We start from the raw sequence: 21,459 nt of genomic DNA on the forward strand, positions 1-21,459 counted from the left end.
CTTTTTTTGCTACCTTTAATCGTTTATGAGGTAAGCAAAGCACGACGTTTAGTATCAGTTCCCATCTTTTGCCCCTAGGCTTTCTGTTCCTGTTTAGATTTATGTAGGGGATCCATATAAATCTCTAAGCGCTTAAATACCAGAGAGGAAAGGGTAGTTAAAACCAAATAAACTAAAGCAACAGCGATATAAATCTCGAAAGCTTTATAGGTAGTGGCTACCATTAATTGACCTTGCCGGAATAATTCTTCAAAACCGATTACTGCCGCTAAACTGGTATCTTTAATTAGGGTGATAAATTCATTCCCCAACGGTGGCAACATCCGGCGAAACGCTTGGGGAAAAATCACCTCGCGCATGGTTTGCACCGGGGACATTCCTAAACTAGAACAAGCTTCCCATTGACCATTATCGATCGATTGAATACCGCCGCGCATAATTTCAGCTAAATAGGCCGCCACATTTAAACTTAGGGCAAATAGGGCTGCTGGTAAACGATCTAAGTCGATATTTAAGCCAATTTCTCGGAACAACCCGGGCAAACCAAAATAGATCAAGAATAATTGCACCAGCATCGGTGTTCCCCGAAAGAAATCCACATAGATGCGGCAAATTGTTTTTAACCATTTGTAGGGAGAAATCAGGGCAATGGCCACTAAAGTTCCACCAATTAACCCGAACAGAAAAGACAGAACCGTTAACAGAATTGTCCAAGGAACCCCTTTAACAATCAGGTTATAGAATAATTCTCCCCAGTTAAAACTCGATTCCTGTAAATTCTTTAAAGCTGGGGCAACTAAAGGTAATTCTGGCGGTTTTTCTCCAAACCATTGCCGAAAAATAGCATCGTACCGACCACTTTCTATGACTCGACCGAGAGCATCATTAATTAACTGGAGATAGGGGGAATTTTTGGGTAAAGCAATCCCGTAGAATTCCTCCGTTAATAATTCTCCGACCACTTTTACTCCCCGTAAACCCGCTTGTTTAATTGCATACAAAGTCACGGGTTTATCGTTAACTACCGCATCAACTCGACCATTAATTAATTCCTGCAAAGCTAAAGCCGCCGAGTCAAATTGACTAACTGTTGCCCCCGGTATTTTTGTCGCTTCTAAGGCTCCCGTAGTGCCAATTTGGACGGCAATTCTTTTGCCTTTTAAGTCTTCAAAATTTTTAATCGTCTGATTATCTTCCCGAACAGCGATCGCTAAACCAGCCTTAAAATAAGGTCGAGAAAAAGAAATCGCTTGGGCGCGTTCGGCGGTGATGGTCATACCACTAATAGCGGCTTCCACTGTTCTCGCTTGTAGAGCCGGAATAATGCCATCAAAGGGTAAATTTCTAAAGTCAATATTGAGATCGGCTTCTTTGCCAATCGCTCGCATTAAATCGATATCAAACCCGGTTAATTGTCCCCCTTGTTGAAATTCAAAGGGCGGAAAAGTCGCTTCTGTGGCGACTCGAAAAGGATTAGGAGGGGTCTGAGAAAAAGCCGGAATAACACTTAATCCGAGCGCCAAGACTAATCCTAACAAGGCAAAGATGACTCTCTGCACCACCCGCCCTCGCCAAAATTTAATCATTTTTTAATTGTTTCTCCTTGATTTTTTTGCTCAATTAAGTTAATAATTTCGTCCTACTTCCCACCCAAGACAGATGTAGAGAGACTATTTGAGTATTATGATTATTCCTCTTGATAAAATGTCGTCAAGGATACAATTTAGCAGAAACTAATCTGGATACTTTTATACAGAATGTAAAATTTTCTACGAGAGGATATTATGACCACTACCACCCCTGTGATTGTCACTGAAGGTTTACGCAAAAGTTACGGCTCTTTAGAGGTACTTAAAGGAGTTACAGGCACTCTTTATCAAGGGGATGTGGTATCGGTAATCGGTCCCTCTGGCTGCGGTAAAAGTACCTTTTTACGCTGTCTCAATCGTTTGGAAACAATTAACGGCGGCCGCTTGGAGGTGATGGGGATTGACATCTCTTCCCCGAAGTTAAATCAATCGGTCCTCCGCAACTTACGCAGCCGGGTAAGTATGGTGTTTCAACACTTTAATCTTTTTCCCCATCTCACCGTTTTGCAAAACTTGATGTTAGCTCCCAAGCAAGTGTTACACCACTCGGAAAATGAGGCTAAAGATACGGCAATTCATTATCTGGAAAAGGTGGGATTAGCCGCAAAAGCCGATGTTTATCCCGACCAATTATCGGGAGGACAAAAACAACGGGTGGCGATCGCTCGCAGTCTCTGCATGAAACCAGAGGTGATTTTATTTGATGAACCCACTTCGGCCCTGGATCCGGAATTAGTCGGGGAAGTGTTAAACGTTATGCGTCAATTGGCCGATGAGGGGATGACTATGGTAGTCGTCACCCACGAAATGCAGTTCGCTAAGGAAGTCTCTAACAAGGTTTTGTTCTTTAATCAAGGTGTGATCGAAGAAGCAGGCGCTCCCGACACCTTCTTTAATAATCCCCACAGCGAGCGCCTACAAGCCTTTTTAAGTCGTATCAATAGTAACTAGGGTTGGCTGAATTCAGGAGGCAAAAGGCAAAAGGCAAAAGGCAAAAGGCAAAAGGCAAAAGGCAAAAGGCAGCTTTATTCTCCCCACACCCCACACCCCACACCCCACACCCCACACCCCACTTCTCCAACAATTGTAAAGAAATGTTACAATTATGCTGTCATAACAGCTTACCATCTTGACAGGGAGGAAAGATAGTGGTTATAGTAAGGACACATACCCGGGTAAACCAATTTAGTGATATGCAAGACAAGCAAAAAGTCACACTGTACCTTCCCCCTGGAGTCCATCGTCAACTAAAAATAAGGGCTGCGATCGATGAAGAATCGATGTCAGGGCTGGTGGAAAAAGCGATCGCTTTCTACCTAAAATACCCCGAAAAGGTAGAAGAAATCGAAGCCGCCGCCTATGGCAAAACCTATCAGGTTCATGTCTGTCCCGAGTGTGATGCCGCCTTAGTAATGAAAGAAGATCGGCTAAGGTCGATCAAACGCCAGCCCGGAATAGTCGGCGACGAGTTCCCGCTCGAAGTTCCCGAACCCGTCGGGGCCCAAGCAACCGCAGAGGGAGAAGCAGCCTTAGTTCCCTGCTAAACTCTCAGTAGCCGAACAAGGCATCTACAGCCATCAGCCGCCCAAGGTCAAAACCGTTACCACAAATAGGGTCGATGTTATGAAAGAAGAGCTAGAAATTCTCGTCAAGGCTCAGTACCCCCTGATTTACCTCGTCACCTCCGAGGAGGAAAGGGCGGAAGAAGCCATCAGCAAAATAGCCCAACTAAATACACAACATCGACGGGTGTTTGTCTGGACTGTCACCCACGGCATGATCGAACAGGGTCAACCGCGCCAAACCAGTCAACATAATACCGTATCTCCAGAAGCGGCGATCGAATGGGTAGTGCGTCAACGGGAAGCGGGCATCTACATCTTCAAAGACCTGCATCCGTTCATCACTTCCGCCCCGGTCACTCGCTGGTTAAGAGATGCAATCGCCAGCTTTAAAGGAACCGAAAAAATCATTATTTTAATGTCTCCCCTGCAAGAAGTCCCCATAGAACTAGAGAAAGACGTAGTAGTTCTAGATTTTCCCCTGCCGGACATGGGAGAGTTAGATACGGTTCTCTCGCAACACCTAGGCAAAAATCAAAATCGCCGTACCACCACAGAGGTCCGGGAAAAACTCCTGAAAGCGGCCTTGGGCTTAACCAAAGATGAAGCCGAAAAAGTTTACCGCAAAGCCCATGTAAAAGCGAACAAATTGACGGAAGACGAGGTAGAAATCGTCCTTTCCGAGAAAAAACAACTGATTCGCCGCAACGGAATTTTAGAATACGTTGAAGAAGACGAGACCATCAATGCCGTCGGCGGTCTGGAAGAATTAAAAAAATGGTTAAAACAGCGCTCGAACGCGTTTACAGAAAGAGCCAGAGGCTACGGACTCCCCCAACCGAAAGGGATGCTAATTTTAGGAGTACCCGGCTGTGGTAAGTCCTTAATCGCTAAAACCACCTCGCGTCTCTGGAGTTTACCGCTCCTGCGCTTAGATATGGGACGGGTTTACGATGGTTCCATGGTGGGACGGTCCGAGGCTAACCTGCGTAATGCCTTAAAAACTGCCGAATCCATCTCTCCGGCGATTCTTTTCATCGATGAATTAGATAAAGCTTTTGCCGGTGGCACAGGATCCGCCGATTCCGATGGGGGAACCTCTAGCCGCATCTTCGGCTCCTTCCTGACTTGGATGCAGGAAAAAACCTCGCCCGTCTTCGTTATGGCCACAGCTAACCGGATTGAACGGCTACCGGGGGAATTTCTCCGCAAGGGGCGCTTCGATGAAATCTTCTTTGTCGATTTGCCCAATTCCGAAGAAAGACAAGATATCTTTAATATTCACCTGACTAAACGACGCTCCGACATTTCTCGCTTCGATTTGGAGCAGTTAGCCAAGGTATCCGATGGGTTTTCCGGTGCGGAAATAGAACAGGCGCTGATTGCCGCCATGTATGAGGCCTTCGCCCAAGATCGCGAATTCACGCAATTGGACATTATTGCGGCGATTAAGGCGACTCTGCCCCTATCTCGCACCATGACCGAACAGGTAACTGCCCTGCGTGATTGGGCCAGACAACGCGCCCGACCTGCTTCGGCCTCCGTCGCTGAGTACCAGCGATTGGAGTTCTAACAGACTTTCGCCCGCTCCCAACGGGATGAAAGGCTAGTTCTCAGGGACTAGCAATGCCTCGCAAAGCCGCTTGGCGGCACTCTTTAACTCTCGATCTGTTGTTGTTGATTCTTATCTACAAAGAGGAAATTCCAATGTCTCATTTTAGCACTCTCCGGACCAAAATCACCGATGCCGAAATCCTCAAAGCTTCTCTCCGCGACCTCGGCATTAGCGTGAAAACTGAAGCCGATGTTCGTGGTTACAACGGTCAACGGGTTCGCTCCGACATCGTTGCTGTTCTCGATGGCGAATATGATCTCGGTTGGTCTCGCAATAGCGACGGCAGTTTCGATTTAATCGCTGACCTCTGGGGTGTAGCCAAAAAACACAATCAAACCGAATTGATCAACTCGATCAACCAAAAATACGCTGTGAACAAAACCCTATCCGAAGTGAAACAGCGTGGTCTGCAAAACGCTAACGTTAAGCTAGTCGTTCAAAGCTAAGATTTACAGCGCGTTCCCAAGCCTAGGGGTTGACCAGTTCGGTTAACCCTTTTTTCTGTCTGTGGGGTATGTTAAGAATAGTAAAATTAACTTGACAAAAATGCTCCGACCCGAAGAAAGAACTAAATTCGATCCGACCAAAGACAGCGATTTTTATGCTTTTCCCCGCTTCGTCACCCACGTGGATGAGGGTTTTATCGATCGATTAACCGCTCTCTACCGAGAGATATTATCGCCGAATACACGCATTTTAGACCTGATGAGCAGCTGGGTGTCCCATTTACCGGAGGAGATGGAATTTGAGCATATCGAAGGTCACGGGATGAATGGGGAGGAGTTAGCCAAAAATCCCCGCTTGCATAGTTATTTTGTCCAAGACCTCAATGCACAGCCAAAATTGCCCCTAGAGGATAGTTCTTTTGATGCGGTGTTAATCACGGTGTCGGTGCAGTATTTGCAGTATCCAGAGGCGATTTTTGCGGAACTGTATCGCATTTTAAAGCCTAATGGTCTGGTGGTGGTCAGTTTTTCCAATCGGATGTTTTACCAAAAAGCGATCGCTGTTTGGCGCGATAATAGCGATTTAGGCCGGGTAGCGTTAGTGAAATCCTATTTTAAATCGGTGGCGGGATTTAGGGAAGTACAGGGGATCGTTCGTCCTGCTACTACCCCCAGTTTCCTGCAAATGTTAGGAATTATGGTCGCTGATCCCTTCTATGCAGTGATAGGAAAAAAGAATCCTCTCTAGGATTGTAATCATCGTTAACACTCCTAGGGTTATTCCTAATATTGACTCTCCCCCGCTAACCGCTCGCGCGGTGTAGCGGGGGATTCTCGGTTCATAGGCTTTTAACTAGATCGACTGGGTTTAACCCGGTCGATCCCCGTCAAATCGCCTCCGCGAGCATTTTCTAACACGGTCAGTCCGACCGCGTTTTTGCCTCGATTCTCCCCCGATGTCGGGGGGGTTGCCTTTTGCCTGTTGCCTCATCTCAACAAGCAATTTAAATGCGCGGGCAGCTTACTTTTGACCGTTACCCTGCATAGCTAAAACCGCATCGCGCAGTTTATCCGGCACTTCTTGCAGGTGATCCTCATCCCACCGGAAGAAACCGACCCCCATAGTCAGAGAACGCAATTCAACGATCAAATCGTGCATTTCCGCTTGGGGGAGATAGGCCGTCACCTGATCCCAACCTTTCCACTCCCCAGAAGCTTCAAAACCCTGAATTTGACCGCGTTTACCACTGATTAACTGTAAAACCTTGGCGGTGTATTCTGAGGGAGCGAGAACCGTCACCGATAGAATTGGTTCTAATAAGACTGGATGACATTTAGGTAGTCCCTCCGTCATCGCTAGACGGGCCGCTTGTTTAAAAGCTTGTTCGGAACTATCGACACTGTGATAGGAACCATCGGTGAGGGTGACATCGATATCCACCACGGGGAAACCCAAAGGACCATGACCGAGATATTCCCGCACTCCCGTTTCCACCCCAGGGATATACTGTTTCGGGACAACACCACCGACAATGGTTTCATGGAAGTGGAAACCTTCCCCCCGGGCCAGGGGTTTAATATCGAGATACACATCACCAAAAGCACCGTGGCCGCCGGTTTGGTGTTTATAGCGTCCGTGGGATTTGGTACTGGCCTTGATTGTTTCCTTGTAGGGGACTTGGGGTAAATGGGTGGTCATCGGTAGATTATACTTGCGTGCTAGGCGATCGAGGGCCACTTGCAGATGAATTTCTCCCTGTCCCCAAAGAATCACTTCTTTAGTGTCGCCGTGTTGTTCCCAGTAGAGGGAGGGATCTTCTTCGATCAGTTTTGTCAAAGCTGAACTTAATTTAACTTCATCCTTGCGATTTACGGCGGCAATGGCCAAGGCAAAGACGGGTTTGAGTTGTAAACCTTTGGGAAGATCGGGTTTTTGACTGCCGCTGCTAACCACGTCTCCGGTGGCGATTCCCTCCAAACGACCGAGAGCGACAATTTCCCCCGCTTGCGCTTGCTGTAAGGGTTGTTGTTGTTGTCCCATGAGACGATAGATACCACCAATCCGCACACCGTTCAAGGCCATGCCATCGTTAAGGGTTCCCTGCCAGATTCGCCCTAGGGACAGGCGACCGCCCTGGGGAGTAAAATAGGTTTTGAGGATTTGTACCACTGCATCTCCATCCGCACTGGGATCGAGACCGCGACGGTTGGCAGTAATTGTCGGGGCCGGTGTTTCTTCCACTAAAGCGGTGAGGAGATGACGCACACCATAATCCCGTTCCGCCATACCGAAGAACACGGGTACTATCTGATCGGCTCCCAGTTCTTGTTTTAAGTCTTGGAGAATTTCTTCCCGGGAGGGGTTAATATCTTCGAGGAGTTCTTCTAAAAGATGATCGTCAAATTCGGCGATCGTTTCCAGCATTTCTTGTCGAGCGCTCTGTTCTTCTTCCTTGAGGTGGTCGGGTAAAGCTACAGGATCGGCGGGACTGTTAGCATGGTAATGATAAGCCTGTTCGTTGATTAAATCGATAAATCCGATAATTTCGTTATTCTGACGGATAGGATATTGCTGGGGAACGAGGGGACGACTAGAAACGGATTTGAGAGCTTGTAGGACTTCGTTAAAGTGACTATTACAGCGATCCATCTTGTTGATGAAGATTAGATGCGGAATTTCCCAATCATCGAGGAATTTTAGCAAGGGAGCCAGGGTGAGAACTCGATCGACCACTGGTTCACAAACGATAATAGCAGCACCGGCCCCGACCAGGGCATTATAGGTTTCACTGGCAAATTCGATCGAACCGGGGCAATCGAGAAAGGTAAAATTTAGGTCTTGGTATTGACTATGGGCAACGGAAACTTCTACACTCATCTGTCGATCCCGCGCTTGCGTGGAACTATCACCGACGGTATTGCGATCGCTGATTTTTCCTTTTCTGGTGATCGCTCCTGTGACGAAAAGTAAACTTTCCAGTAAGGAGGTTTTGCCACTGGAGTAGGGGCCGACAAGGGCCACATTACGGGTGTTTGCTCCGGTACTTTGGTTCATACAGATACCCCCAACAATGATTTAGTGATTAGTTGCGGCGATTGGACGATATTTACACTCGATCGCCCTAGGAAATATACTGTCATAGCACTGAAAATTACTCTCAGGACGTATTTAGAAGTGAAAGGCCTGTCTTGCCATAATTTTGCCTAGTGCTACAGGTGTATTCTTTCTTACTCTTCACCCTAACTCAGTCTCAAGCATTACATCCCATTCTCGCAATCTCTTGTAAAATCTCGCCTACTTTTAGTTAAGGAACTTGAATAAATGTTAACTAGGGTTTGCTAAATAAGTTTTTCGTGGGTGTGGGGTGTGGGGTGTGGGGTGTGGGGAAATGGGGAAATGGGGAGAATAAATAAAAATAATCTCCTGTCTCCTGAATCGGAGTCTCCTGAATCGGAGTCTCCTACCTCCAGGAAAAATTTTTTCAGCAAATGTTAACTAAGCTGTTGACTATCGAGAGTCTTTCTCCTCAACTGGATTTACAAAAACGAGAGGCAGCCTGATATAGTGAGAGGTCGGGATGATGTTTATCAAGCAATTTTTATGTTGAAAGCTGGAATCGTGGGACTGCCAAATGTGGGGAAATCGACCCTATTTAACGCTCTGGTGGCTAATGCCAAGGCCGAGGCGGCTAATTTTCCCTTTTGTACCATCGAACCGAATGTGGGTGTGGTATCCGTCCCCGATGAACGTCTGGAGGTTTTGGCTAAAATCTCTAATTCTGAGAAAATCGTGCCGACGCGGATCGAATTTGTCGATATTGCCGGATTAGTTAAGGGTGCGAGTCGCGGGGAAGGATTGGGTAATCAATTTTTGGCTAATATCCGGGAAGTGGACGCGATCGTTCATGTGGTGCGCTGTTTTGATAATGATGATATTATTCATGTTTCTGGGTCCGTGGATCCGGCCCGGGATATCGAGGTGATTAATCTAGAGTTAGCTCTAGCGGATTTGGGACAGGTGGAGAAGCGGGTGGAACGTTTACGCAAACAGGCGAAAAATAGCAAGGAAGCCGCCGAAGAATTGGCTATCCTTGAAAAAATCCTAATTTGTCTTAATGACGGTATTTCGGCGCGAAAAGTGGATTTAAGCAAAGAGGACGAAGAATTAATTAAAAATCTCGGTTTATTGAGTCGGAAACCGATTATTTATGCCGCTAATGTGAGCGAAGATGATCTGGCCACGGGTAATGATTGGGTAGAAAGTGTCCGTCAAATTGCCCAACAGGAACGGGCCAAAGTTGTGATCGTTTCTGCTCAAGTAGAATCGGAATTAGTGGAATTGTCGGAGGAAGAAAGAAAAGATTTTCTTGGTTCTTTAGGAGTAGAAGAAGGGGGATTAAAATCTTTAATTAAAGCTACCTACGAGTTATTAGGACTGCGTACCTATCTCACCACTGGACCCCAAGAAACCCGCGCATGGACGATTATTTCTGGCATGAAAGCACCCCAGGCAGCCGGAGTTATTCACTCGGATTTTGAACGGGGTTTTATTCGTGCAGAAACTGTGTCTTATCAGGATTTAGTTAATAGTGGTACGATGAGCGCGGCTAAAGAAAAAGGTTTAGTCAGAAGTGAAGGCAAGGAATACATTGTTCAAGAGGGTGATGTTTTACTATTCCGTTTTAATGTTTAGCTAAAAATAAATCAGGTGAGCGTCGCCCACCTGATCAAAAGGCTAAACAATAGGCGTTGTCAATAGCTGTAGGGCTAATTCATGAATTAGCGCCAATTGTAGGGCTAATTCATGAATTAGCCCTACAATTGGCCTTGTCAATTTGAAAGATGCTCCGAATTTCTGTCATCAACAATCTCTCAGCTTTTTTTACTCACTTTGGTTAACATTAAACTGAATTTTTTATCTCTTGACATCCTCTAATTTATATTCTATAATCAGGTATAGTGGCAAGTTCTTGTTTAATCAAGATGGCGATTATCTCTGTCCACTAAAAGACTGGTTTGCTAGGAATGCAGTCGAGGCTAAAAATATTCTATCTATTCAACTCTGGGAAGGTTTTTCTCAACAATACAAGACGAAAATATGACCATTTTTGAACGATTGACTAATTTTGTTCACCGAGTATTTAAGACTAATTTAGAAATTTTTCTTGAAGCATTAAAGCACAGCCCTAATGCACAGGGATATGTCAGTGGTTCAATCACGGAGTTGTTGCTAAAAAAGAAACTTGAAGAAGAATATGGATTTGAAGTTAAACGAATTCGTGAAAAATGGGAAGGTAGGAAGCGCCCAAATCACCATGGAGATTTTTATTTTCGCAAACCAGAATCTAATCTTTGGTATGTTGTGGAATCTAAAGGCGTAAAGTCAAATTCTGAAAAGTGGCATAAATTGTACAACTTCGAGAAATTAAAAATTTTTCTCATTGCACATTCTGGAAAAATTGATTGGATTGACCAGAATGGCAACATCGAAGAACAAGTTATCGAATGGATACATCGAGAATTGCCAAAGTTTCAAGATGAATTTTCAACAACCATTTATGAATATGAAGAAATTCAAAACTACAACCCACAACGGGAAACGGCCAAATCACGTGCAGTACAGGCATTGAAGCATCTTTCAAGAGAAGAAGTAAATGCGTTATTTGACAGCCGCCTCAATTATGTTATGTCAAAGATTCGGGTCTTGGAAACTCACTTTGTTTCCGGCAAATCTGCTTCAAGCAACAGAACTCAAGCAACGCATCGAAAAGATGAATTTAACGTTATTTCGATTGACATTTTTCTTCGGTATTCAGAGCATAAATTTCTTTTTGCCAACCCCCAACACCTAGAATCATCTGGTGACGATGAAAATCACTTACAGCAAAATTACATCATGGGATTTGTGTTTACTGATGAATCTGGCAACGCAAGATTAAGTATCACTGATGACTGGTATGAAAATCTAAATGATGTTTACCAGACATTGAAGGAGAAAGATAGTGTCAAAGAAGACGAAATGCAGGTTGATAATAGATATTTAATTACAGAAGAAGCAAATGGAGAGTTGTAACAAATGGACAGAACACAGCAGCAAACTCGAAAAATGAAAGAGCAAGGATTGTTATTTTCCGAAGATAGCCTGTTACCTGAAAAACTCCCGCAAATTCAGGAATTACGACCTTCTAACAATCTTTCAGCAGTTTTTGAAGAGTGCCATAATTATATTTACGCCAACGAAGGAATGCTCAAAGACAAGATTTTTCACGAGATGGTTAAACTAATCATCATCAAACTTCATGATGAAAAATCTGTCAAGCAATCTGTAAATTTTGGCGTTACAGCAAGTGAATATAAAGCCATCGTAGCCAATAAGTCCGATGAATTTATGTCGCGTCTCAGTCAATTATTTACCTCCATCAAGAATCATTATCGGGGATTTTTCACCGATGACACATTCAAGTTAAAACCTTTAACTCTTGCTTATATTGTAGGCAGGTTACAGTACATTAATTTAAGTAAAACATCTGGCGATATAAAAGGGGAAGCCTTCCAGACTTTTGTAAATAGACACCAGCGTGGAGATAGGGGAGAATTTTTTACCCCTCATCCAATTGTCCGCCTTGCGGTTGAAATGATAGACCCCAAACCAAACGAAAAAATTATAGATCCTGCTTGCGGAAGTGGTGGTTTTTTAATTCAAGCAATAAACCATGTTCGACAAAATAATCCAGAGTTCGATATAGCAAGTTTTGTGCAAGAAAGTATTACAGGAATTGAATTTAATCCTGATGTCGCCCTTTCGGGAATGATTCGTTTAGTTTTTGAAGGTGGCACAGGTTCAGAAATTATCTGCACTAATGCGCTTATCGAAGATGAAAAATTAAATAATTCTTTTGATGTTATCTTGACCAATCCTCCTTTCGGAAATAAGGGAAAAGTAGAAGACCAGAAAATTCTTCAATCATATCTTCTCGCCAGGAAATGGCATAAATCAGCGTCCAATGGTTGGGAAGTTTCCCAAGCCGTTTTAGCGGGTCAGTCGCCCGATATTTTATTTATTGAGAAATCTATAAAATTATTGCGCGCAGGTGGGCGCATGGCGATTATTCTGCCCGATGGTTTATTACAAAATATCTCTAATGGACCGATTCGCCATTGGTTGCGCTCCCAAACAAAAATATTAGGTGTTGTTTCCATACCGCCGGAAGCCTTTGTACCCTACGGCACAGGAATCAAGACATCACTTTTGGTAGTTCAAAAATTACCGGCAAACCATGATTCTTGTTTTATGGCACAAATCAAAAAAATAGGCTATGACGTTAAAGGACAAACAATATATAAGCGCAACGAGTCGGGAGTTATAACCCGAACAAAATCAGGTTTGCCAATAGTTGACGATGATATAGATGATATTTCTCAATCTTTTACGTCATTTATCAATGGCGAATTTGCACAAAACAGCGATTGTATTTATACAGTTAAGAATACCCTGCTCAATTCGAGACTGGATGCCGAACATTATTTACCCAATGACCAAAAATTATTAGAACATCTAAAATCTATTGGTGCGAAACCTTTAGGTGAAATTGCCGATATTTTGAGAGAGGCGGCTGATTTTCGTTTAGCTAGGGATAGTGAAATTAGATATATCGCCATTTCCGATGTTGATTATCGTACAATGCAAGTTGTTTCCCAACAAATAATCAAGGCACATGAAGCCCCATCTCGCGCAACTTATAGATTGTACAAAGGCGATATTATTACAGCAATTTCAGGAGCAAGTACGGGAACACCACGCCAAGCAACAGCCCTAATCACGGAAGATGAAGACGGAGCAATTTGCTCAAATGGATTTTCAGTATTAAGAAATATTCAGGTAGTCGAGCCTTTGTTTTTATTAGTATATATGCGAACAGACTTTTTTTTGCGTCAGATTAAAAGGTACATGACAGGTCATGCTATTCCTACTATTTTAGTAGATGATTTGTCTAAAGTTTTAGTGCCTATTCCACCCAAATCTGAACAGCAGAGAATAGCAAAAAGTATGACCGAAATTCAAGCAATTAGAAAAGAAGCGTTAAAGGCAAGTGAGAATGTTGTTCACGAAATGAGTCTTTTACTTGGCCAATTTGAGTAAGGCAAAAAGCAGGTTAAGCTTAGAACAAGTCTTAAGTAGGTAGGGATTAAAAATTATCAGACACCCCCCTTCTTTCCTTTAGTCACATCTTTCTTAACATTTCAAACCTTTGTAGCATAAAGCTTTCAAGACTCGGTTAACAATTTGTAATATTCCTTGTTGACACCCTTACTGACAAAGAAAAAACTGAAATCAAGTCAGGATAAGGGTTGGAGTGCTTACTGAAAAAATTGTTAAGAAAGATCCCTATAAGGGATAGGGGGATCAGAGGCAAAATCTATCTTCAATTTAATTATAACTACTTACTTAGAATGTATTCTGTGTTAGTCGAGCGCCTAACGGACTATAAACTAGATGGCATAGCGACTTTTTTCGGAAGTATCAAAGTGAGCAAGCGTAATTTTTTTGGCGAGGATAGAAGTTTTTTGAGGCAAAAAAACAGAACGTTGCCGGAAATATTGGCCAAAATATTGACGGTAGAGAGGACAACTGACTCGGCAAAACTTACCTTGTCGGTGAATCAGTCCGAGACTTTCTAGGTGAAAAGCCGCCATTATATCAATTTCTATGTCTTTTTCCGCCATCACCACCTTAGCAAAGATAGCCGCTAAATTGCCCTTTAAGTATTGCAGATGTGAAAGTAAACGTTTAAGATGATCTGCAAAAATATTACTTTCCTCCTTAATCGAATTAGCGAGAATGGTTTCTAGGGTACAATTGCCCCGATCAATATGATAGCAAGCAAGACGAGTTAAATAGGGATTACCCCCTAGAAATATCCGTAATTTTTCGGAGTCAAAATTCTGATCTAATCCCTGTCTTTGGCTTAATTCTCGTACTTGTGCGCTGGTAAAATTAGGCAATTCGATCGGTAAACCAAGACTAAAAGGAGATTGATAGGTATCTGAGGTTTTATCAAGCTCCTGTGCAGGGGAATAGGCGACAATTAAACGTAATTTTTGCCAGAGAGGTTTGTTTTTGCCTTCCTCGTGCCAGAGGTGGAGAATACTAAAAAATTCTTCCCCTAGCTGTGGATAGGATAAAAGATATTCAAGATCATCAAAGGCAAGCACTAAAGGATGATCGAGATGGGAGAGAATATGCTTTTCTAGATAGATTTTACAGTTAATTTTACCCCCCAAGAATTCATCCCAATCCTGTGGGAGATGATTGTCTAAATCTAACTGGCGACTAATACTAACGCAAAGCCAACGCATCCAGTGATTTAAATCTTGAAAAATTGAGCTTTCTGCTAACCGAAAACTAAAATAAAGTGTATGGTATTGCTGTTGTTGTGCATGATTAATAATTCTGGTTATCAGGGAAGTTTTTCCCATTTTTCTGGCCGCGTTAATCCGGATCAGACTACCCCCGCGCAAGATCTCTTGATAACAAGTCTGTTCTAGATTGTTTCTGTTGATATACAAGAGGGAATCGAGGGGGACTTGTCCCTCTGGTAACTCAGGCAATAGTTGAGGATTAATAGTATTAGTTTCTAGTAAGTTAGGACGATAATAATCGCTATTTTCTAAAGTTAAATTAAAGGCTTGAAAACAATGTTTCAGGGTTTGTTTATCCACTCCCGATTCACAAGCAAATACCTTCATCAGAGTATCTACCCCTAAAAGAGTTTTCTCGCTGAGGACTTCTAGGGTGAAACGATGACCGCGATTATCCCGATACTCCGCTTCTTGTTTGGCAGTAAGTAATTTTTCTAGTCCCGTGGGGGTAAGGACAACCCCGCGTCTGCGGCGCTGTTTTTCTGGTTTTTCCATGATAGTTTTTCCCTGTCCTGAACTCAAACTCTGCACCTCTACTAGAGGTTTTGAGTTTCCTATAGACTTCTCCTCAACAGGGAAACAATCGATTCCGTAATTTTACTGGTTTAGCGATGGAGAGGATCGGGACAATAACCAGACCACTTATTTTCTTCCCCGTCCGAGTTATTTCTGGGATAGGGATAAATCTTAGCCTACTTGCTGACGATAGCTATTCATTTCTAGGCTATCTTCCCCATAAAGATCCTCAATGTGTTGATGACAGCAATCGATCGCAAATCGATCGAATTCTCTCGGTTCAATTTGATACATTTTGGCAAAAATATCGGGTTGAACACGACAAAATTCTGGTCTCTGGTCATAAATGGTACAGAGACGGGTTTGGCGATCAAAGTTTATACACCAACCTTCTTCCCCCACCATGCTGAGATATTGAGTTAATTGTGCGGGAGTCAGATATTCTTCTAAGTCAGGACGCTCATCGGGATTTAGTTGACAACAAGCTCCACAATTTTTAATACATTTCCAATTGGCCATATAACCGGTGTGCCGCGATGAATTAATCCTAGTACCTACTGACCAGCTTACTAGCAATTAGTCCCAATTTTGCCTTCCAGCAAGAATTCCCCTCAATAGTTTTAATCTCAACCTGCGATCGGGTATGAAAGCTTGACGAGGCAAGAATCTAATAAAATGGGCGTTGTAAGGGTCGAACTTACGGCATCCTGCTTGTAAGGCAGGCGCTCTACCACTGAGCTAAACGCCCGAATTAATCTTGCACTTTCTTAGTATAACATATATTTTCAAAAAAGTATATTATTTTTTTGAGCGAGTTGATTTTTTTCCGATGCCCTCTGGTCGAACTCACGATCGCATTACCCTAATTCTGCTGCCACCGATTGCGGGGGCGAGTTTTTTGGTCAGTGGCAGTGGTAAATTAACCCTATTACTGTTGGCCAGTTATTTGTTTAGCGGATTCCTGTTTGGACCAGATCTTGACATCCACTCGGTACAGTACAAACGTTGGGGTTATCTGCGCTGGTTGTGGCTACCCTATCGTTCTATGATCCGTCATCGCGGTTGGTTATCCCACGGTTTATTGATCGGCACAATTTTTCGGTTATTTTACTTCGGTAGTTTTCTTTTACTAGCGGCGATCGTCATCATTCCGATCCTGCAAAGTTTCTGGGGTATAGACTGGGATTGGCGACTGTGGCCGCAGCAAGCGATCGCATTATGGCAACAGTATCCCCGGGTAGCGATCGCTATTTTCCTGGGTTTAGAATTAGGAGCGATGAGTCATAGTTGTAGTGATTGGATCGGATCTGCCTATAAACGTTCTCGAAAAGTGGCTCAAAAACCGGTAAAAAAGAAAAAACGTTAATAGTCCCCGTCCACAATTTCTAATCGGCCTTACTTTGATATTCTTGCCAAGTTTTGGGACTAATAAAGAGAGTTCCTTTTTCTTGCTGGTCGGGAAACTGGATATAGTTTTTCTCTAGATAATCCTTGAGTTTTGGTGATTGCATAAATTCCTTTTCAAATCGATAGAGGAAAACCAAATCTGGCTGTCTTTTTTCAATAACTTCTAGGATAAAATCCCCATCAAGATTCTGATTGATAAATCTCTTTCTGGTGATGACAGCAGTTTCTGGGGGTGTTTTCAAGAAATATTGATATATGTAGTGAGGATTGTCGGTTAACAGAAGTTTATCGGAGTTTTTAAATTTTTCAAACACAGCTTCTGCTAAAAGAGGTTTATACCTTTTATTAAATTGAACGTAGGCATTAATTGCCGGATCACGATTGGTGATTATTCTCAAGGTATTAAAGAGAAATTGACCAGACAGGGGAATAAAAATCAGCATTTTAAGCATTAATACCCAAGTTATTTGGCGATTTTGCCTAAATTCTCCGAGGCTATCAGTAATTTTTAACTGTTCGACAAACAAGGCAATTATCCAAACGGCGGGAATAATTAAATGGATATAATAATAGGGCCAAATTGGGGCGACTGTGGCAAATCTGAACAGATTAGAACCCAACCAGATCAAGGGCGGTAAAAGTGGTATTATATTGCGAGTAAAAACCATCGCTATAATAGCGCTCGCTGTCACGATTAGATAAATTGGTTCGTGCTGTAGGGAGCTTTGTAAGAGAGTCAATAAGGTGAGATTTTCTTCACCGAAACTAGCGGCAACACTGACATGAGATTTAATGATATTTGCGTAGGAAAAAGGAAAAATAGTCAGGGAACCCAAGACAAAGACTAAAACAACAGCGACTGACCAAATAACAATATCAATGATTCTTTTAATAAAACTATTCTGTTGATTGAGAAAAATAATTAAAGCTACAGTTGGGATAATAGTAATGCCCGAAAGTTTAATTTGCAGGGAAAAAACCAAAGCAATGGCACTGAGTAAATACAGCCCATACTTAAGCTTACCCGTGGATTGAAGGGCTTTAAAGATGATAAAAATACTTAAGATTGTAAAAAAAAGTGAGGGTAACTCCCGCAACATTGTGGTTGAAAGGGTAATATACACTAGACAGGTTGAGAGAATAAATACCGATAAACAAGAGGCCAATATTCCGCAATTAACTCTCAGAATTAGATAAAAAATTCCTAACATAATTGTGGACAAAGAAAGCACCATAAGGCGCGCCGCATGGATAGTAAATCCTGTCAAGCTTAACCAACTATTTAGTAAAAGAGATAAACCCGATAAATGATCGTGCCAAACTTGTTCGTAGAGACGATAACCTTGTTTGGTGACGTAGGCAAGTACCAGGGCCACCGCTTCATCAAAATTAAGGATATAGGGATAATGAAGCGGGACTTTCCAGAAAACAATCCCCAGAAAAAAAACAGCAATGGCAATTAATGCCATTAAATCAAAACGATAAGATTTCTTATTCATAACTTTTTCTGGACAAGAATTGCTGCGTATCTTATCACAGATCGAGACATCAGTTAGGGGGTTAAAAAAGATACCAAGATTACTTTTCGGAACTACGCCCTAAATCTTTAGATCTATGATAGGCCGCCACTACTGCCTCGATAATTGTCGAGCGAAAAGAGCCTTTTTCTAATTGTCTCACCCCGGCAATCGTAGTTCCCCCGGGGCTAGTGACGCGATCCTTTAATTCTCCCGGATGTATGGCCGATTCTTTTAATAGGGTTGCCGTCCCTAAAACTGTTTCTATGGCCAATTGAGACGCGATCGCTCGCGGTAATCCGGCCGCCACACCACCATCGCTTAAAGCTTCCACCATCAGGGCCACAAATGCCGGGCCCGATCCCGATAATCCCGTTACTGCGTCCATCAAAGGCTCGGGAACTTCCACCACCGAACCGACCGCAGCAAAAATATCTCTGGCTACGGCCAGATGTTCCGGTTCCGCATGACGACCGGGTGCGATCGCTGTAACCCCTTGTCCCACCGTGGCCGGGGTATTGGGCATCGTCCGGATTACGGGGCGATCGGGAAAGCCCATTTCTAAGCGATTGAGGGTAACTCCCGCTAAAATCGAGATAATTAGGGGTTTTTCGGGTATTCCCAGCAAACTATTCACTACTTGCTCTAAAATTTGCGGTTTTACCGCTAAGATTAACACCTCAGTTGCTCTAGCGGCTTCCCGGTTATCCTCGCTGACTTTTACTCCGTAGGTATTAACCCAAAAGTTACGCCGTTGGGATTGGGGTTCACTGACTAACACCGTTTCGGGACTATAAATATTTTTTTTTAATAAACGGCTGAGAATGGCCTCGGCCATCACTCCACCGCCAATAATTCCTAAGCGAATAGACACAGTATTTTTTAAAGTAAAAAGTAAAAAGAAAAAAAGGCAGATTTAGAGGTCTTACCCAGAAAAAACACATCCTCTCGAGCAATCGAGCGATTTCCAGCTTCGACAAACTTGACGAGAGGACTATGGGCGGATTCATTGAGCTAATCGATTGATTTCAGCGCCCCAAGCAGGTGCGGAGGAAACGGGTCGAGCCATTTTCGGATTGTCGGCGATATCGTGAATAGTTCCCGAAAGGGTGCTAACTTTAACGCAGCTGGGGGTAAATAGGAAAATACTCTCACCGATGCGTTCTTGATGACCATCAATCGCGTAAGTGCCACCGGCGACAAAATCCACGGCTCTTTGTGCTTCTTCGGGAGCCATGACGTTGAGGTTTAAAACCACCGATTTGCGTTCTCTCAGGGTTTGGATAACTTGGGGCATTTCCTCGAAGGAATGGGGTTCGATCACGACTACTTCTGCATTATTGTTGTTAATACCTGGCATACCGATCACGTTGCTTCTGTTGGGTCCCATAGATGTGGCTGTGTTGAGATTTAAAGGTTCGCGTTGACGACGATTAAGCGGTTCTTCTTCTTCGTTTTGATCCTTCTCTTGGGGGGAAGACTTTTCCCAGTTCATTTCTTCGTAGTCGGTTTCGTCTTCGTCTTCTGGTTGTTCGGAGATGCCGACAAAATCTTTGAGTTTGGTAAAAATGTTGTTCACAGTCTAAGGTCCTTCACAAGATTTTTTTGGGTGGTCTTGTCTAGAGTCGGGGTTATTTATTGGCCTTTAACAATTTTTGCTCTAACTTAGTACAGGGGAACTATTTTGTTAAGGGTTCGTCATTTTAGTCGTCTGGAGGCAGCGGTTAGTTCCCAAATTAAGCTATCAGTTATCAGCTGCTGAAGGCAAGAGGCAACAGGCACTCGTGCAGAAGACAGAATCTGGCAATTCTCCTACCTAAAAAGAAGGTTAGAAACTAAGCACATCAAAGCTTTTAGCTTAACCAATTAGGTTTTAGATTCGGTCTTTGTGCTCAGGGGATAGTTTTCAGGGATTGGGAAAAAGTCAATTCCTCATTTCTAACCACCAGCTTCTAGATTGGGCGCTGCAATTCTAATATATATTATCACCGATCATTAAATTTTCTAGGGGGGTTTTTCTGTAAATTTACGGAGATGGTTCAGTAAATGCGATCGCCAAAAATGCTGGTTCCCACCCGGATTAAAGTGGCTCCGGCCTTGATGGCGAGAGGATAATCGTTAGACATCCCCATTGATAGATGAGGCAGGCGTAAACTAGAGCTATTCTCGATTATTTGGGCTAAATCTCTGGTTTTTTCAAAGGCGGCTAACTTTTCCCCAGCGGATAATCCTCGGGGCAGAATTGTCATCAAACCTTGAATTTTTAGCTGTTTACAGTTGACTAAAGCGGGAATATCTGCTAGTAATTCGTCTGTGTCCCAACCGAACTTATCGGGATCGGGGACAATTTTCACCTGTAGCAAAACTTGGGGATTAATCTCTAATTCCCCAGCTAGGCGATCGAGTCTTTGGGCTAATTTTAAACTATCGAGGGAATGGATTAAATCAAAAGATTCTAGGACTTTGCGGGCTTTATTTGCCTGTAGATGCCCGATAAAGTGCCAAGAAATATCCTGGAGGTCTTTTAGTTCTTGCTGCTTCGAGATTGCTTCCTGTAGCTTACTTTCAGCAAAATCTCTCACTCCTGCTCGGTAAGCTTGACGGATATAATCGCCAGATACCTGTTTACTGACGGCAATCAGACGCGTGGAGGGGGGTAGGGTAAGACGGATTGACTCGATACGACTAGCGATCGTCATGAACTAGACTGAAAAGGTTTGTTGATAAGTTTGGTTGAGACTGTTAAATTCTTGCACATTACTGCGCCGTCGCAAATTCCGCAGCCGATTTTCCACCAAAAGACGAGCATCGGAACGACTAATCGGAGCGAACGAGACTTTTTTGGGTCCGGCCGTCACCAGAAAAAAAAGACGTTGGGCATAAAGAGTGGTAAATAATTCCTGATGTTCTTCTAATAGACACACTCTGTATAATAGACCGAAAGTGGGATGATTGAGATAGGTTTCGTTACTCATTCAAGCGAGCGCTAAAGGAAAAGGATTGAGCGAACTAGAAAGTTTTTCAACAACAAAATCAAGCGGATGGCTCGAAAACAAGTGATTTTCCGGGTGTTTCCCTAGCCTAATTTTATCAGAATCCTTCAATGACAACTAACGATGCCAGTCTATGTCATGATTTCCTGAGTTTTCACTTTATTCCCTGTTAACGTGGATACATCTCGGTGACAACTTGTCACCATCAGAAATTAGCTCTGCTGCAAAAATCAAAGATTTTCCCTTAGCTGAGTAGACTCCGAGACAGAAGGATAAAAAAGACAATAGACAACTATAATAACCATAAAAGCTAATATTATCTCAAATTTATCTGGTTTTTTAGATATTTTGACCCGATAGCGGCGATCGGTGAACTGAAAACTCAGATCTGATC

At 43.2% G+C, this 21,459-nt stretch carries 18 protein-coding genes and 1 tRNA gene; 9 read left to right on the forward strand and 10 right to left on the reverse strand.

Annotated elements, in window-relative coordinates; genetic code table 11:
- Nucleotides 1-74: 74 nt before the first annotated feature.
- Nucleotides 75-1,586 carry an ABC transporter permease subunit gene (locus RAM70_RS11485; protein WP_312673809.1) on the reverse strand — a complete coding sequence of 504 codons (1,512 nt, stop codon included), beginning with the start codon at nucleotides 1,584-1,586 and terminating at the stop codon, nucleotides 75-77.
- Nucleotides 1,587-1,784: 198 nt separating this feature from the next.
- Between RAM70_RS11485 and RAM70_RS11490 the strand changes: the two genes are divergently transcribed.
- From RAM70_RS11490 to RAM70_RS11510, 5 genes are all read left to right on the forward strand, one after another.
- Complete coding sequence (locus RAM70_RS11490; protein ID WP_045358318.1) at nucleotides 1,785-2,540, forward strand: amino acid ABC transporter ATP-binding protein; 756 nt, start codon at nucleotides 1,785-1,787, stop codon at nucleotides 2,538-2,540.
- A gap of 242 nt (nucleotides 2,541-2,782) precedes the next feature.
- Entirely contained in the window at nucleotides 2,783-3,133 is a 351-nt protein-coding gene (locus RAM70_RS11495; RefSeq protein ID WP_045358317.1) for a slr0373 family blue light stress response protein, read from the forward strand.
- A 79-nt stretch (nucleotides 3,134-3,212) separates the two neighbouring features.
- A complete protein-coding gene (ycf46, locus tag RAM70_RS11500; RefSeq protein WP_312673812.1) occupies nucleotides 3,213-4,724 on the forward strand; it encodes a stress-responsive protein Ycf46 in 1,512 nt (503 codons plus the stop codon).
- A gap of 134 nt (nucleotides 4,725-4,858) precedes the next feature.
- Nucleotides 4,859-5,212 carry a DUF1257 domain-containing protein gene (locus RAM70_RS11505; RefSeq protein ID WP_190358418.1) on the forward strand — a complete coding sequence of 118 codons (354 nt, stop codon included), beginning with the start codon at nucleotides 4,859-4,861 and terminating at the stop codon, nucleotides 5,210-5,212.
- 100 nt (nucleotides 5,213-5,312) lie between these two features.
- A complete protein-coding gene (locus RAM70_RS11510) occupies nucleotides 5,313-5,960 on the forward strand; it encodes a class I SAM-dependent methyltransferase (RefSeq protein WP_288001135.1) in 648 nt (215 codons plus the stop codon).
- 273 nt (nucleotides 5,961-6,233) lie between these two features.
- Here RAM70_RS11510 and RAM70_RS11515 read toward each other — a convergent pair whose 3' ends face one another.
- Nucleotides 6,234-8,267, reverse strand: coding sequence for an elongation factor G (locus RAM70_RS11515; RefSeq protein WP_312673814.1), 2,034 nt, complete (start codon nucleotides 8,265-8,267; stop codon nucleotides 6,234-6,236).
- Between the two features lie 546 nt (nucleotides 8,268-8,813).
- Between RAM70_RS11515 and ychF the strand changes: the two genes are divergently transcribed.
- From ychF to RAM70_RS11530, 3 genes are all read left to right on the forward strand, one after another.
- Nucleotides 8,814-9,905 (forward strand): redox-regulated ATPase YchF, encoded by a 1,092-nt coding sequence (ychF, locus tag RAM70_RS11520; protein ID WP_312673817.1) that lies wholly within the window; start codon nucleotides 8,814-8,816, stop codon nucleotides 9,903-9,905.
- A gap of 405 nt (nucleotides 9,906-10,310) precedes the next feature.
- Nucleotides 10,311-11,285 (forward strand): hypothetical protein, encoded by a 975-nt coding sequence (locus RAM70_RS11525; protein WP_312673819.1) that lies wholly within the window; start codon nucleotides 10,311-10,313, stop codon nucleotides 11,283-11,285.
- Nucleotides 11,286-11,318: 33 nt separating this feature from the next.
- On the forward strand, nucleotides 11,319-13,352 hold the full coding sequence (locus RAM70_RS11530) for an N-6 DNA methylase (RefSeq protein WP_312675895.1): 2,034 nt from the start codon (nucleotides 11,319-11,321) through the stop codon (nucleotides 13,350-13,352).
- A 350-nt stretch (nucleotides 13,353-13,702) separates the two neighbouring features.
- On the opposite strand, the gene RAM70_RS11535 is transcribed toward RAM70_RS11530, so the two are convergent.
- The 3 genes from RAM70_RS11535 to RAM70_RS11545 all read right to left on the reverse strand — a co-directional run bounded on the left by RAM70_RS11535 (nucleotide 13,703) and on the right by RAM70_RS11545 (nucleotide 15,896).
- On the reverse strand, nucleotides 13,703-15,127 hold the full coding sequence (locus tag RAM70_RS11535) for an AAA-like domain-containing protein (RefSeq protein WP_312673821.1): 1,425 nt from the start codon (nucleotides 15,125-15,127) through the stop codon (nucleotides 13,703-13,705).
- 192 nt (nucleotides 15,128-15,319) lie between these two features.
- A complete protein-coding gene (locus RAM70_RS11540; RefSeq protein WP_312673823.1) occupies nucleotides 15,320-15,667 on the reverse strand; it encodes a YkgJ family cysteine cluster protein in 348 nt (115 codons plus the stop codon).
- Between the two features lie 157 nt (nucleotides 15,668-15,824).
- Nucleotides 15,825-15,896, reverse strand: a tRNA-Val gene (locus tag RAM70_RS11545).
- A gap of 81 nt (nucleotides 15,897-15,977) precedes the next feature.
- Here RAM70_RS11545 and RAM70_RS11550 point away from each other — a divergent pair.
- Nucleotides 15,978-16,514, forward strand: coding sequence for a metal-binding protein (locus RAM70_RS11550; RefSeq protein WP_061432401.1), 537 nt, complete (start codon nucleotides 15,978-15,980; stop codon nucleotides 16,512-16,514).
- A gap of 19 nt (nucleotides 16,515-16,533) precedes the next feature.
- Here RAM70_RS11550 and RAM70_RS11555 read toward each other — a convergent pair whose 3' ends face one another.
- The 5 genes from RAM70_RS11555 to pipX form a co-directional block, all read right to left on the reverse strand.
- Complete coding sequence (locus tag RAM70_RS11555) at nucleotides 16,534-18,054, reverse strand: ArnT family glycosyltransferase (protein ID WP_312673827.1); 1,521 nt, start codon at nucleotides 18,052-18,054, stop codon at nucleotides 16,534-16,536.
- A gap of 79 nt (nucleotides 18,055-18,133) precedes the next feature.
- Nucleotides 18,134-18,946: a pyrroline-5-carboxylate reductase gene (gene proC / locus RAM70_RS11560; RefSeq protein WP_045358301.1), complete on the reverse strand. Its 813-nt coding sequence runs from the start codon at nucleotides 18,944-18,946 to the stop codon at nucleotides 18,134-18,136.
- 132 nt (nucleotides 18,947-19,078) lie between these two features.
- Complete coding sequence (locus RAM70_RS11565; protein WP_045358302.1) at nucleotides 19,079-19,651, reverse strand: cell division protein SepF; 573 nt, start codon at nucleotides 19,649-19,651, stop codon at nucleotides 19,079-19,081.
- 460 nt (nucleotides 19,652-20,111) lie between these two features.
- Nucleotides 20,112-20,771: a YggS family pyridoxal phosphate-dependent enzyme gene (locus RAM70_RS11570; protein ID WP_190380084.1), complete on the reverse strand. Its 660-nt coding sequence runs from the start codon at nucleotides 20,769-20,771 to the stop codon at nucleotides 20,112-20,114.
- Between the two features lie 3 nt (nucleotides 20,772-20,774).
- Complete coding sequence (pipX, locus tag RAM70_RS11575) at nucleotides 20,775-21,047, reverse strand: transcriptional coactivator PipX (RefSeq protein WP_045358306.1); 273 nt, start codon at nucleotides 21,045-21,047, stop codon at nucleotides 20,775-20,777.
- Nucleotides 21,048-21,459 lie beyond the last annotated feature (412 nt).

Origin of the sequence: Microcystis wesenbergii NRERC-220 (assembly GCF_032027425.1) — a bacterium.
Classification (GTDB): domain Bacteria; phylum Cyanobacteriota; class Cyanobacteriia; order Cyanobacteriales; family Microcystaceae; genus Microcystis; species Microcystis wesenbergii_A.

What these genes read in the sequence shown, in the direction of transcription:
- RAM70_RS11485 (WP_312673809.1), bottom strand. Translation starts at nt 1,586, where the DNA reads ATGATTAAATTTTGGCGAGGGCGGGTGGTGCAGAGAGTCATCTTTGCC.
- RAM70_RS11490 (WP_045358318.1), top strand. Translation starts at nt 1,785, where the DNA reads ATGACCACTACCACCCCTGTGATTGTCACTGAAGGTTTACGCAAAAGT.
- RAM70_RS11495 (WP_045358317.1), top strand. Translation starts at nt 2,783, where the DNA reads ATGCAAGACAAGCAAAAAGTCACACTGTACCTTCCCCCTGGAGTCCAT.
- ycf46 (WP_312673812.1), top strand. Translation starts at nt 3,213, where the DNA reads ATGAAAGAAGAGCTAGAAATTCTCGTCAAGGCTCAGTACCCCCTGATT.
- RAM70_RS11505 (WP_190358418.1), top strand. Translation starts at nt 4,859, where the DNA reads ATGTCTCATTTTAGCACTCTCCGGACCAAAATCACCGATGCCGAAATC.
- RAM70_RS11510 (WP_288001135.1), top strand. Translation starts at nt 5,313, where the DNA reads ATGCTCCGACCCGAAGAAAGAACTAAATTCGATCCGACCAAAGACAGC.
- RAM70_RS11515 (WP_312673814.1), bottom strand. Translation starts at nt 8,267, where the DNA reads ATGAACCAAAGTACCGGAGCAAACACCCGTAATGTGGCCCTTGTCGGC.
- ychF (WP_312673817.1), top strand. Translation starts at nt 8,814, where the DNA reads ATGTTGAAAGCTGGAATCGTGGGACTGCCAAATGTGGGGAAATCGACC.
- RAM70_RS11525 (WP_312673819.1), top strand. Translation starts at nt 10,311, where the DNA reads ATGACCATTTTTGAACGATTGACTAATTTTGTTCACCGAGTATTTAAG.
- RAM70_RS11530 (WP_312675895.1), top strand. Translation starts at nt 11,319, where the DNA reads ATGAAAGAGCAAGGATTGTTATTTTCCGAAGATAGCCTGTTACCTGAA.
- RAM70_RS11535 (WP_312673821.1), bottom strand. Translation starts at nt 15,127, where the DNA reads ATGGAAAAACCAGAAAAACAGCGCCGCAGACGCGGGGTTGTCCTTACC.
- RAM70_RS11540 (WP_312673823.1), bottom strand. Translation starts at nt 15,667, where the DNA reads ATGGCCAATTGGAAATGTATTAAAAATTGTGGAGCTTGTTGTCAACTA.
- RAM70_RS11550 (WP_061432401.1), top strand. Translation starts at nt 15,978, where the DNA reads ATGCCCTCTGGTCGAACTCACGATCGCATTACCCTAATTCTGCTGCCA.
- RAM70_RS11555 (WP_312673827.1), bottom strand. Translation starts at nt 18,054, where the DNA reads ATGAATAAGAAATCTTATCGTTTTGATTTAATGGCATTAATTGCCATT.
- RAM70_RS11570 (WP_190380084.1), bottom strand. Translation starts at nt 20,771, where the DNA reads ATGACGATCGCTAGTCGTATCGAGTCAATCCGTCTTACCCTACCCCCC.
- pipX (WP_045358306.1), bottom strand. Translation starts at nt 21,047, where the DNA reads ATGAGTAACGAAACCTATCTCAATCATCCCACTTTCGGTCTATTATAC.